Consider the following 12684-nt stretch of genomic DNA (forward strand, 5'->3'; position numbering starts at 1 on the left):
ACGGCATCATTTGTGACCGGCATTTCCAGACATTTCATTTGTCCGAAACACCAGGCTAAGAGACTTTGGCTGTCTGAACGCCCAGGAAAGGGAAAATATAGGCGTAGAAATCTTCGGGAATAAATGGTTTGGTCAGATAGCCTGTGAACCCGCTGGCATCTATACGATCCTTTTCTTCCTTGAATGCAGAAGCTGTCAATGCTATGATCGGAATGTTCTGGTCAATCTTCCTGATTAGCGCAGTACTTTCAAAACCATCCATGACCGGCATCCGCAGATCCATCAGGATCAGGTTAAAGCCACCTTGCAGAAAAAGCTCGTAGGCTTCTTTCCCATTCTGCGCAACTTCAAAAAGAATGTTCTTCCGTTTCAGCAGCATGGTCGCCAGGGTAACATTGATTTTATTATCGTCGGCAACAAGCACTTTTGCCTGGGGAAAGGCTATTGCTGTCACGATTTTTTTGAGTGGAACAGGCTTTACGGCCACTTCTTCTTCCAGGTAGGGGAATTGGATCTCAAATGAAAAAACGGACCCCTTGCCAGGCTCGCTTTTGAGAAAAATTTCACTTTTGAAGAGCAGCAGCAATTCCTTGGATATAGCCAGTCCAAGGCCTGTTCCTTTGTTTTCGTTGTCTTCCTGCCTCACCTGCGTAAAGCTTTCAAAAATAGTAGGCTGCTCTTCAACAGGGATCCCTATGCCAGTGTCTTCTACGGTGAAGTGTAAAAGCAACGTTTTCTCTTCGCGGGCAATTTCCCTGACAGTAAATTTTACATATCCCGTTTCCGTGAATTTAATTGCATTGTGTATCAGGTTCGTAATGATCTGGTTAAGCCTTACGCTGTCCGAGATGATGTGTGAGGGGAGCTTGCTGTCAATGTCAAAAATGAGGCTAATCTTTTTCTCATCGGCCCGGGGGACAAAAGTCTTTCGCAGGTTTTCGAAAAGTAAACCGGGATCAAAAGCGAACGCATCGAGCTGAATGTGATCGGCATTGATCTTACTAAAATCCAGCACATCATTCACAACAGCCATCAAATGATCGGAAGAGAATTTCAATGTTGTCAAAAGCTCATTCCTGTTTTTTGAATTTTGATCCTCATCCATCATGATATGCACAATTCCTACGATCCCGTTCAGCGGAGTGCGTATCTCGTGGCTCATCATGGAAAGGAAATCGGACTTGGCTTTTGTAGCATTTTCAGCGATGGTCTTCTGTTTTTCAAGCGCAATATTCTGCTCCTGCAAATTGTGCCGGTAATAAAATTCCCTCTTGTCTTTTCCGACGCTGAGCTTCATCACAAACGGAAATAAAAATTGCGCTATTAAGAGAAAAACGCCCCCTTCTGCAAAAAACATTTTAAATGCCGGAGGCTCCGCAAAAAAATAGATCGCGGCCGGATACGAGATTATACTCAATAACGAAGAGGCCAGTGCATAACGGACGGGCCAGCGCAAGATCAGCCCTGTGAAGATGACGCCTAACGTGAGGTTTAGGCACGATTGCGCGTAGGACTTGTGCGGTTGTGCAAGGAGGTAAGTATAAAAGCATATCAGCATGAGCTGGGTAAAAAAACTCATTTTCTGACCTGTGATCACTTTTTTATGATGCAATAGCAACAACACCGCTATCAGACTGCTGGAAATACAGTGTGTGTATAGCAATGTTGAAAAGAAAGGGTCATCGGCCAGGTAAAAACCAATGGACGCCGCTGGATTACAGAGCAGGAAAGTGATACAGAAGAGCTTGTTGTATAATTTATTTTCCGCCTCCGCTTCCGACTGCCAGAGCCTTTCGAAAGACCCGGCATAAGCTATATTTTTCAATGGTTAAAAATTTATTCTGCGGTAAAATCTTCGAAAAAGCCCTTCAACATTTCACTATGGACTATCCTTCCGCAGCTTTCAACGTTGAGCGGTTTCTGTTGGTAATCGATCACCTGGCTGTAATTAAGAGCCTTTTTCTTTTCGGATTCTTCCGTTGCCGAGCTTACCATCACCACATGCACACGGTTTACATAAGGCCTTTCGGCGATTGCGTTCAAAAATTCCCACCCGTTCATAACGGGCATGTTTATATCCAGCAAGACCAGGAAATGGGTTTCTCCCGATGTATAATTATCCAGATATTGAAGCGCATCCAATCCGTTATAGCACAAGACGGTATCATTTAAAATACCACTTTTTTTCAAAAACATTTCATGCAGGAACAGCATGATCTTGTCATCATCTACCAACAGGATTTTAAGATTGCTAATCATCTTCGCTCTGAACTTTATCTGCTTTATTCACTATCTCTTTTATTACATTGTCTAATTCAGTTGCGGACTGCTGCACAAGATTGAGTATTTCTTCTTTCCCCAAATCCCCATATTCCCCCATTTTGAGTAGCTCCACCAACCCCATCATCCGGCTTAGGGGTGCCCTTACCACATGCGACTGAATCCACGCTATCTCCTTCAATTGCTCGTTTTGCAGCTGAATACGGTGTAAATTCTGCTTGTAATCGGTGATATCCCTTACCGAGCCAACTGCCCTTATAGCCTTTCCACTAACATTACGTAAAAAAATGATCCTGTGCTCCACCAACGCCACCTTTTCATCACATTTTACATACCGGCACTCGGTTACCAGCATTTCCCGGCCTGCGTCATTAAGTGCTTCGGAAATTTCCCGTACAACCCGCTCTTTGTCCTCATGATAAATATTATCGGACCAGATATGGTTATTATAAACGGCCAGATCGTATCCAAAAATATCTTTGAAACCCGTCCCCCATTCCACCTTGTCGCGCTCGATATCCCAATCATAAATAGCCTCATTGGCTGCATTAAGAATAAGCTTATAACGCTCATTACTAAGAATTAAAGCTTTGGATTTCAGAACTTTTTCCGTGATATCGGTAACTACGCATAGATGCATACCCGGCAGAATGTTGGGCTTGGCATTGAAGCTGCCGATGATCAGGCTCCCGTCCTTGTGGATAAGGTGCATTTTGCCGTTTCGGATATTCCCTTTCAGGAATCGTTTCCAAAGGCCATGCGGATCCTCTCCATCCCTGACTTTCACTAAATCGAAAAGGTTTAGCTGGTCCAGCTCTTTCCTGGAATAGCCAAACATATCCACTACCGCCGCATTGTAATCCAGGCAATTGGCACCGTCATCGCAGATCATTATGGCGTCCCGGGTGTTTTCAAAAACCGCCTTGAACTTTTCGTCTGCCTTGCATTTTTCTGTAATGTCCGTCGAAAGGACCAGTTCAGCTTTGCGGCCGTCGATATGAATGATGTTGCTTTGAATGTCGACATCAATGATCGTCCCGTTTTTCTTCCGGTGCCTGTAAACACCAGACGAGTAAAGCTTATCGTATCTCCTGACCTTTTCCACGGCCGACACCAGTATAGGAATGTCGGCGGCAGGGCGCAGGTCTTTAATTGTGAGGCGAAGAAACTCATCCCGGCTATATCCATAATGTCTGACCGCCGCCTCATTCACGTTCAGTATCTCAAAAGTTTCCACATCATAGACCCACATTGGCTGGGGATTGAGCTGGAACAGGTCCCTATACATCACTTCCGACGAGATGGAACCGCTTTTTTCACTTTTTCCCTGCGTATAATTAATCATCAAAACTTTCGAGTAGTCCAACAAATGCTAATAAAACCAGCAATCTAAAATTAATTTAGAGAAATGTAGAATTAATATGACTAAATATTTCTAAAAAATATAACCCCGGGAAATATACATCTGGCACAATTATTACCCTCCCCTTTTTCAAGTCACCATAGGGATCCAAAAGGAGGATAACAGTCATGAAAAACGTTAAGCTATATTTTTTTGCAGCATTACTTATACTCGCCGCCTTCGCGTGCGACGATGATCCTACCGGCACCAACGTGCCGGCAGAAATGGATGAACAATTTATGCTTACCGCTTTTGACGGCGGTTTATTTGAAGTAAATGCAGGTCAGGTTGCCTCGTCCAAAGGAACTACAAGTGCTATTAAAGATTTTGGCCAGCAATTGCTGGACGATCACACGGATATCAATCAGGAATTGATGAAGGTTTCCAAAGATGCGGATTTAGATCTTCCCACCACACTGTCCAATGCAAAGCAGCAGCAGCTGGATACATTATCCGGACTTTCAGGAATTGCGTTTGATACAACTTATATCAAAATGATGGTCAGCACGCATGAAGAAATTGTAAATTTATACGAGATCCAGGCGACAACGGGTCGCAATGTTGATTTGAAAGCATTTGCCTCAGACAAGTTACCCAAACTGCGGGCGCATCTTGAAACGGCAAAATCAATGAAAGATTCGATTCAGTGAAGATTCCGATCAACCTTAAAGAAAGAAACTTATGTCACAATCTGTAATTGCCATCTTTGAAACAAATGAAGAGGCACAAAAGGCCAAGCACGCCCTCATTTCGAAAGGGTTTGATATAAGCCAGATCGACGTAAACTATAATGTCGATGTAGAAGAAGGCCGCAGTACCGACGGACAGCAAACCACCACAAATGAGCACTTTGCGAACGAAGGAAACCAGGGTTCCATCGTCACCGTCCATGTGGTGGATAACCGGGAATTGCTGGACGCAACAGCCATCCTGGAAGATTTGGGGGCCATTGATGTAAACGAATTTTCTGCAAAACCTGCCGGAGATTCTGAACCGCTTTTTGATCCTGAGAACATTTCGTAAATCAGGCTTCAAAACCAAAAACCGATCTGAAATGCAATCCGGGGCTTTTCTTCTTTCTTTTCTTTTGGAATAAACGCCCCTACAGCTAAGGTCAGAATGTCAACGGGGGCAAACCATACGCCGCCGCCGTAACTATAATGCCAGGATTTTGATTCGTCGTCATCTTCCAGCCAGACGCGGCCGTGATCAAAGCTTCCAAATACACCGTAGGTTAGCGGTAATGTTGGATTGTAACTACTGCCAAGCCGTATCCGAAGATCCGTATCGTGCCAAATGCTGCTGTTTCCGTAAAAACGCTCTGTGCGATATCCGCGTAAGCCCTGCTTACCTCCTAGCGTAGGCATCTGGAAAAATTCGTAACTGTCGCCAAAGATCAGTCCCGTGCCAACCTGCGTAGCGAGAATAATGTTTTCCCTGGCATCCAGGCTGGTATAGTAAGCAAATTTGGCCCTGAATGATCCGAAATTATTCTTGTTATCCAGGTTGGTAGTCCAGTTGAAACCAGCATTAAAACGAATTCCGGTGTGGGGCGCGAATAAGTTGTCGACGCTGTTGAAATCAAACAAAAACTTACCACCGGCAAACATTTTGGTATGAAAAACATCATCAGACAATCCGTTTTCCGCACTCGTGATAAATCTCCCGCTTGTGGGTTGAATGTCGGATAATTCAAAGAAGGGGCCGAGCGTGACAAAGCCTGCTGTTCCTGCGAAGCGCTTTTTCAAGGCCGGATAAATGTGGAAAAAGCTTTGTCTGACCCGGTAATAGTCGGGATCATCAACAGGCCTTTCTGTATCATTACCTATTCCTGCATAGTTGAAAGCGTAAGTCGGGCCGTGATAATAGGTGTCCAGGTAAAAGTCAAATTTCTTAAAAGCGTTGATAAAATCGCCTGTGTAATTAACCTTAAAACCCTTCGTAGCAAAGGCATAGCTCCCGCCAAATGCATGCAATGAAGCATAAGGCTCCTTCTTGAACCCGTAACGCATCCAGGTAGCGCTCGCGCCGAGCAGCAGGCCGTCATCCGGGTTAACGCCCAAAATTGGCGCTGGAATAGCAATGTCGTAGTTGCTGTCGGCACTTCGCCGGTCGTACACATTATAGCGGTAAAGATTAGAGCGTTTGTCCTTCGTGTCCGGGCCTGACACAACCGTGTTATTCCGGAGATCATCGTAAATGAGCGTTTTCTTCTTACTTGCCCCTGACTGGGTGCTGTCTGCAAACACATCTGCCCCCAATCCGCCGATAAAGCGCACCTTAATGCCTTTTTTAACGTCTCCTTTTACGATAAACTCGTCGTCATCACCATTGCCATATACATTGATCGCCTTCGTTACATCCGAGTCGAAAATGCGTTCGTAATTTAAATGTTTGATTCGGCCGTCTTTTCCTTTTTCGTAAACGGAAACTTTGGTGCGCTTTTCGTCTATCCTATCCACCACGATCCGTTCTTCTTCTTCCGTGCCGATCACATTCACATTTTCACTTACAAACTCATAATGTGTCCTGGCAATTTGAAGCAGGTTATCCCGGCGGCTTTTCATGTTTTGGATCAACGCTGGCGAAGATATTTTCCTGGCTTCACCTGGCCAGTTGGCGAAGGCGCTGGTAATGACTTGGTCTGTCAGGTTTTGTTGGATAAATTTCGCTTGCTCTTCCCATTGGGCCCAGGTGAGCTGGTTGAGGAATGTTCTGTCAAAAAGCCGTGCGCTCCAAGTGGTCCATTTCATGCTTTGGATCTCCGGGCTAAAACTTTGCAGCTGCCGAAGGAACGGCAATGTCAGGCGTGCAACACCGGTTAGCAGCCCGTCATACATGGAAAATGCCTGGTCACGGTCCCGCGGAATGGGGCGATATAATGTTGTCCCGTCCTTTTGCTTCACTGATGACCAAGCCCATTGGTCGTCGTGCCGGTCCCAGTCACCCACAACAAAATCGAAAAGCCGTGTACGGATTGCCCATTCTTCATCCATCTTGTTTTTGCCATTTTCCAGCATGCTTTCAACCAGTTCCGGCGTGCTCACGATCTTATCAGGATTCCCGAAAAACGCTGCTTGCTTCCATCTCTTTCCATCAGGCCGCTCTTCCAGCAAATTCATCGTTCCGCCGAAAAGCGAATTGTAAGTAGCCAGGCCTGGCTGTGCAGGAACATAATACAGCTTTGGATTGGTATGATAAACTTTCACTGCATCTGCCAATATGGGCATGCAAAGCGGCGCAAACGGGTTGGTAGACAAGAAGTTGTCTTCAACCAAATATTTCGCAGCGATCATCTGGTTAAAAGGAAACGGCAGAAACCGGCTCACATCTTTGGTCAGACCGCGCAATGCATACTCTTTTCCTTCGCCGTCGCGCAACCGCAGTGAATTGGTCTGGTTTCCTCCGCCTTGCTTCACAGGCGTCAGACCACCTTTGTATTTAGCAAGATCCAGAACAGGAAACGGATATTTTTGGGTATAAAGATTTCGGTTATGCTCGCCTAACAGGAATTTGTGAAATCCGCCAACAGTTTTCACTTCATTGCTTGTCACAAACCGGCTTGTGGAATCCTTATGCTCATTGTATTCTGTAAATGCGATCGTGGAATCGGGCAATTCAATGGGCTGCCTGTCCTTGATTTTTTTGCGAAAAACCAATTTTGCATCTTTTCCGTCCGGACTTACTTCCCAGAAATTTGTCCACGCTTCACCGCCTTCATAAAAGTTGATTGTGGAATAACCCAACCTGGATGAGGCAAACCGAGACCCCTTACCAAGCCCAACCGGGCTGTTTTTACTACCGCTTCCGCTGACAATGAATTCCTGATTATCGTTTTCAATAAACTGCAATGCATGCTCATGCCCGCTGGCGAAAATGAATTTACCATTCTTTTTCGCGCCTGCCATTACGGCGGTACGCAAGTCCTTATAATGCTTGTTGGCAACATCCTGCCTCGAACCAATGGTTGCCCGGAACAATGCGCTAATGCTGCCTAGCACGGGCAATGGGATCCAGAGATCAGGATTGAGCTCGGTGAGTGGGAAAATGTGCTGCTTTATTGTGAAACGTCCTCCGTGCGGGCCATACGTGTAAGGCGGGTGATGCATGGCAAAAACCACATTTTTGCTGCGGTATTTCCGGACCACATTTTCAAAAACAAAGCGGAACTGCTCCCTATTTTTGATCTCGCAGCCATCATTGATTTTGGAATCCTTGTCCCAATCCGTCAGCCACCACTGCGAATCCACCACGATAACAACCACATTATCATTCAGTTCTATTACTTCCGGGCCTGAGCAGCCGTCCAACGGCAGGAAGTAATTTTCATAGTCCTCCTTATCCTTAACCCCGCGTTTTTCATTGATATATTTATCGACAAATTTTTCCTGGCGCTTCAAACCTTTCACACCCCAACCACGCCAATCGTGGTTTCCCGGAAGAAAAATAGGCGTCCCCTTGAATTTATCCAATGTTTCGAGCTGGGAGATGATCCTGAACTCTGCAACTTTCCGGTCGGCGGAATCCTCCGAAGGTGGCATACCATGCTCATAAATATTATCACCCAAAAACAATGCAGAACTGTTTTTAGACTCTGTTTCCAGTTTTGTCTTGAGATATTCCAAAACCGGCGCACGGTTTTCGGGCGAGTCGTTTCCTGCATCGCCGATCAGATACATGGTATGTTTTAAGACAAGTTCCGACGCGGGCGAATCGCGCTCCCATGCTGCCGATTCTTTGGAAAACTGCGTTTTATAGCTCGCGCAGGAAAATGCACAAGCCAGCGCAACCGAAAAAGTGAAAACCCGCAACGCGTTCCTCATCGGCCCATTTTTTTGAATTTCAAGATATTACCGGAAAACAGATCGTCGCCCTCGTTGGAAATGTAAAGATTTCCCATTTTATCAAAAGCAACGCCCTCAGGCTGTATAAATGTGTTGCCATTAAGTGTATAGGCCTCTTTCACTTTCCATTCGCTATCCGTGACAATCATCAGTTTATTCACGGCCGAAATGATATACCAATCATTGGTTAACGGATTTTTGGCAAGCCCCGACGGTCTGAACCCGCGTTCAACCTTTCCGGTAATGGCCTTGATTTGGTCCACATTAATGGCAAATTTTCCTGTCGCCTGCGTCGAATCCTTGCCCGGCTCAAAAATGTAGCCGGTAACGCTGTTCTTGGAATTATCCTGCTCGCAATTTTTGCAGAGAATGTAAATCTTTCCCGAAGCTTCATCTCCAAACATGCCTTCATACTCACCTTTTGGAAGTATTTTCTTGTATTCCCTAACCTGTTCCGCTTCCGCAAATACCGCCTCGGACAAGGGGAAGTTAAAAAGGACGCCATTACTTTTAAGTATAAAAACACTGTTTTTCAGAATGGTAACGTCCTCGTAATCGCCTTTTTTGGAAAATTTAACATTCAGTTGCTTGGGATGGTCCCAGCCGAGACGATATAACCGCCCGTCTTCATCCTGAATGGCATAAAGCGTGTCCGGATTGCCCTGGTTCAAGGCGATGCCTGAGATCTCGAAAAGACTTTCCGGCATATTGAATTTGTCCGGTTCATCCAGATTATAATCTTTGTAAACGACCTGCTCTTTCTTGGTAGAGTCGCATCCGCCGAGCGAAAAAGTCAGCATGGCAAGCATGCCTATTTGTTGTAAAATTGTCGCCATATCTTTGTTTAAATGACTTTTAGTTCGGAAATATCATTCGACAGCAGCTTGTAAATTGCTTCCTGCGAACGGATTCCCAGTCCTGTTCCTTTCAGGGAAACATTGTTCAATTCGCTGTCAATCATCACCGCCTGCTCCGTATCCTGCCATTGCAGCTCAATAATTTCCGTCATCTTTGCTTTCAATGCTTCGCTGTAAATAGGGAAACAGACTTCTATGCGGCGATAAATGTTGCGGTTCATCCAGTCGGCAGAACCCATATAAACTTCCGGCTGGCCGTTATTGTGGAAAATAAACACGCGGCCGTGTTCCAGGAAACGGTCGACGATGCGCTTCACAGAAATATTTTCACTCTGCCCTTTTACGCCAGGTACGATGCGGCAGACGCTGCGAACGATAAGCCGGATCGTTATGCCTGCATTGGAAGCTTCGTACAGTTTATTGACCAGAACTTCTTCTTCCAGGTTGTTCAGCTTAATGGTAATTCCGGCTGCCAGGCCGCTTTTTGCATTCGCGATCTCCCGATCGATCAGTTGTAAAAATTTGGCCTGCAAATTAAATTGCGCCACAAGCAAATGCTGGAATGCGATAATATCCGAGCTGTCTGGCTTTTTCTTTTTGCTCAAAAACCGGAAAAGAGTTTCTGCTTCGGTTAGCATCGGTTGATGCGCTGTCAGCAAAATGTGATCCGTGTAAAAGCGCGCGGTTCCCTCATTAAGATTACCCGTTGCGAGCAGGCCCAGATAGGGACAAGTCGCGTGTTTTCTTTTCACCAATGCGAGCTTCGCGTGTACTTTCAGCGCATTCACGCTGTGCACAATTTTCACACCGGCCGACTTCATTTTTTTCGCCCAGCGAATGTTATTGGCTTCATCAAATCGTGCTTTCAGCTCCACCAGAACGGTCACTTTCTTACCATTTTTGGCTGCGCTAATGAGTGCGAAAGCTATTTTGGAGTCATGCGCGACGCGATACATGGTCGTGTAGATTTCTTCAACCTGCGGATTGATCGCCGCCTCATTGAAAAACCGCAGAATGGTGTCATAACTCTGGTAAGGCGCGTGCACCATCAGGTCACGTTCCAGGAGCGCGTCGAAAAGAGATGTATTTTCGTTCACTCCCTCTATGCCCTGTACGGCAAGCCATTTGGGATAGGTTTCCGCTGGCGGGCTTACGGGCAGTGAAGCCAGGTCTTTGAGATTATGATATCTGCCTCCCTGAACTACTGAGGCGCTTTTTAAGTCAAAAAAGGATATAATTTTTTGCAAGTGCCGCAATGATAGGCCCGGCTCAAACAAGAGGCGTGTAGCAAATCCAAAATCGCGCTTGCTCAGCTGTTTTTCAAATTTTTCCGCAATATCGTCTCCGTCTTCATCCATCATATCCAGCTCCGCGTCGCGCGTCACTTTGATATTGAACGATTCAATGCTAATGGCTTCCGGGAAAAGGCTTTTCAAATTGCGCTTAATGATATCTTCCAGGAAAATAATGTAATCCTGGCCCTCAACCGTGATTTTCAAAAATCGGCTCAGGTTACCAGCCGGAATGTTAACAAGGGCAATGTGTTCATCATCCGGAGGAAATTTTAAGATTACAACGAGGTAAAGCTGGTTGTTTTCGGGAAAAAAAGACGTGCTTTTTTTCAAAAAAACAGGCTGCAAAAATCCAGCGACCTGCGCAAAAAAGTAATCATTGACTATACCGGAGATTTCTTCGGGGATGCCGTTTTTGTAACAGAAATGCACCCCGAGCTTTGTCAACGAGGGAATTATGAATTCACGTAATATGGTTCCGAATTCATCCTGCTGCTTGTCGATTATCATTCCCGCCTTACTGAAAGCATTCTCATTTTTATCCTGAATTTCCTTCTTTTGCAGATAAGGCATCCGAACCCGATAAAACTCGTCCAGATTGGAGGAATAAATAGAGAGAAAGCGAATGCGCTCCATCAGCGGCACGGATTCATTGGCTGCTTCCTGTAAAACACGCCCGTTGAAGGAAAGCCAGCTGATATCACGGTTGAAATAGCGGTACTTTTCCATAACTGATCAATGTTCAAAAATAGCGGAAGCAGTTACGAAGGCAATGACGGATACGACTATACCGAACATGAAGACATTATAAGCAATCCGCAGTAACCTGTATTTCCGGCCTAGTACAACGCCCTGGGAATAAACATCTTTGGTCAAACTCCCGTATAAAAAATCACGGTCGTTCATCATGCGCTGCATGCCATTGGAATAGTCATTGTATGACATCCGGTAAAAATTTCCAAAGAAAAGCAAATTCACATTTTTGGTATCAATATCCTCTTGCGTAAATGTGCCATGCGGGATCGTAGGCCGCGTGGAAAGGATCGAGAAAACCATGGTAACCATACAAACCGTCAGCAAAAGCATTGTCGGAACGATCAGATAAGTGTTGTCTTCCAGCTTCCGGATAAGTATACTGAGCAGGACGGAAATGATAATGGATGTGGTAGTGATCATGATATGTGCCTTATTATCAGCCATATCACTCAGTCGCTGGTGGTTATTGGAACTGATCCTGAACATGGTTTCAATGCCTTTGTCCGGACGATCGTTCTTCACTTTTTTGATGTCCATGATTTCCGGCGCAGTTGCAGGTGTAAAAAGCTGCGCGGCTGGCTCGATAACCGGATCCTCTGCCTTCTTGAAAACCTCTTCGGGTATGCCGGAATTTTCCAGGTCTTTTTCTTTCAGTTTTTCAATGTTCTTACGCTTTTGCTTATCCAGCAGGTCACGGCAGTAATCGGTTTGAAATGTGTGCGATTCCAGTAATGCGATGGTGTTTTTCCGCCATTGGGCCTTGTCCATTTTTTTGCCGGAACGTTGCTCCGCCTCCTTTCGCACGAGCTTGTTCCAGTCTGAAAACTCTGGCGTCCCAAAATGAAACAGATCGGCGTCACAAACGACCTGCTGCAAAAAATTCTTCGGATTTTGAGGCCATATCGTCGCTAAAATACAACCTTCAACCTCGGCTATAACGCTTTCATCTATTTCCTCCGAACGCAGGAATTCGGCGGCAAGCGCTGCTCCTCTTTGTTCATGACCAGCCGCCTCGCCGGTGCTGTAACCAGTGTCGTGAAACCAGGCGGCGGTCACTACGATAAACGTTTCTTTGTCCTCTAACCGGTAATGATTGGCGATATTAACCGCATTGGACACAACGGCTTCGGTATGCACCAAATTATGGTAACTGAGTTGCGCCAGCTCTTTTGTACCAAAAAAATGATGGACATGATGCCTTACCTTGTCGAGCCGATGGTTGTAATTCATAGAAGTTCAATTTTATATAGCGC

Annotated in this window: 9 protein-coding genes; 2 read left to right on the forward strand and 7 right to left on the reverse strand. The window is 45.5% G+C overall.

What is annotated here, in order from left to right; genetic code table 11:
• Positions 1-55: 55 nt before the first annotated feature.
• The 3 genes from B5X68_RS14405 to B5X68_RS14415 are packed head-to-tail and all read right to left on the reverse strand — an operon-like array spanning position 56 to position 3625.
• Complete coding sequence (locus tag B5X68_RS14405; protein ID WP_082215460.1) at positions 56-1825, reverse strand: ATP-binding protein; 1770 nt, start codon at positions 1823-1825, stop codon at positions 56-58.
• A gap of 11 nt (positions 1826-1836) precedes the next feature.
• The gene (locus tag B5X68_RS14410; RefSeq protein ID WP_082215461.1) at positions 1837-2259 is read right to left on the reverse strand and encodes a response regulator; all 423 of its coding nucleotides are present in this window, start codon (positions 2257-2259) and stop codon (positions 1837-1839) included.
• Positions 2252-3625, reverse strand: coding sequence for a PAS domain S-box protein (locus B5X68_RS14415; protein ID WP_082215462.1), 1374 nt, complete (start codon positions 3623-3625; stop codon positions 2252-2254). The genes B5X68_RS14410 and B5X68_RS14415 overlap by 8 nt, the downstream gene beginning before the upstream one ends.
• A gap of 185 nt (positions 3626-3810) precedes the next feature.
• On the opposite strand from B5X68_RS14415, the gene B5X68_RS14420 reads away from it, so the two are divergent.
• A complete protein-coding gene (locus B5X68_RS14420) occupies positions 3811-4332 on the forward strand; it encodes a DUF4142 domain-containing protein (protein WP_082215463.1) in 522 nt (173 codons plus the stop codon).
• 31 nt (positions 4333-4363) lie between these two features.
• The gene (locus B5X68_RS14425) at positions 4364-4705 is read left to right on the forward strand and encodes a hypothetical protein (RefSeq protein WP_082215464.1); all 342 of its coding nucleotides are present in this window, start codon (positions 4364-4366) and stop codon (positions 4703-4705) included.
• A gap of 8 nt (positions 4706-4713) precedes the next feature.
• On the opposite strand, the gene B5X68_RS14430 is transcribed toward B5X68_RS14425, so the two are convergent.
• From B5X68_RS14430 to B5X68_RS14445, 4 genes are read right to left on the reverse strand one after another with little or no spacing between them, the layout of a single operon-like run.
• Positions 4714-8505: a metallophosphoesterase gene (locus B5X68_RS14430; RefSeq protein ID WP_082215465.1), complete on the reverse strand. Its 3792-nt coding sequence runs from the start codon at positions 8503-8505 to the stop codon at positions 4714-4716.
• A complete protein-coding gene (locus B5X68_RS14435; protein WP_082215466.1) occupies positions 8502-9362 on the reverse strand; it encodes an SdiA-regulated domain-containing protein in 861 nt (286 codons plus the stop codon). The genes B5X68_RS14430 and B5X68_RS14435 overlap by 4 nt, the downstream gene beginning before the upstream one ends.
• Positions 9363-9370: 8 nt before the next feature.
• Entirely contained in the window at positions 9371-11404 is a 2034-nt protein-coding gene (ppk1, locus tag B5X68_RS14440; RefSeq protein WP_082215467.1) for a polyphosphate kinase 1, read from the reverse strand.
• A 6-nt stretch (positions 11405-11410) separates the two neighbouring features.
• Positions 11411-12661: a Pycsar system effector family protein gene (locus B5X68_RS14445; RefSeq protein WP_082215468.1), complete on the reverse strand. Its 1251-nt coding sequence runs from the start codon at positions 12659-12661 to the stop codon at positions 11411-11413.
• Between the last annotated feature and the right edge of the window lie 23 nt (positions 12662-12684).

The sequence above is a fragment of the Dyadobacter psychrophilus genome, assembly GCF_900167945.1.
Taxonomy (GTDB): domain Bacteria; phylum Bacteroidota; class Bacteroidia; order Cytophagales; family Spirosomataceae; genus Dyadobacter; species Dyadobacter psychrophilus.

Excerpts from the sequence above, each read along its gene's own strand:
- B5X68_RS14410 (WP_082215461.1), bottom strand. The coding sequence starts at position 2,259 with ATGATTAGCAATCTTAAAATCCTGTTGGTAGATGATGACAAGATCATG.
- B5X68_RS14415 (WP_082215462.1), bottom strand. The coding sequence starts at position 3,625 with ATGATTAATTATACGCAGGGAAAAAGTGAAAAAAGCGGTTCCATCTCG.
- B5X68_RS14420 (WP_082215463.1), top strand. The coding sequence starts at position 3,811 with ATGAAAAACGTTAAGCTATATTTTTTTGCAGCATTACTTATACTCGCC.
- B5X68_RS14425 (WP_082215464.1), top strand. The coding sequence starts at position 4,364 with ATGTCACAATCTGTAATTGCCATCTTTGAAACAAATGAAGAGGCACAA.
- B5X68_RS14430 (WP_082215465.1), bottom strand. The coding sequence starts at position 8,505 with ATGAGGAACGCGTTGCGGGTTTTCACTTTTTCGGTTGCGCTGGCTTGT.
- B5X68_RS14435 (WP_082215466.1), bottom strand. The coding sequence starts at position 9,362 with ATGGCGACAATTTTACAACAAATAGGCATGCTTGCCATGCTGACTTTT.
- ppk1 (WP_082215467.1), bottom strand. The coding sequence starts at position 11,404 with ATGGAAAAGTACCGCTATTTCAACCGTGATATCAGCTGGCTTTCCTTC.
- B5X68_RS14445 (WP_082215468.1), bottom strand. The coding sequence starts at position 12,661 with ATGAATTACAACCATCGGCTCGACAAGGTAAGGCATCATGTCCATCAT.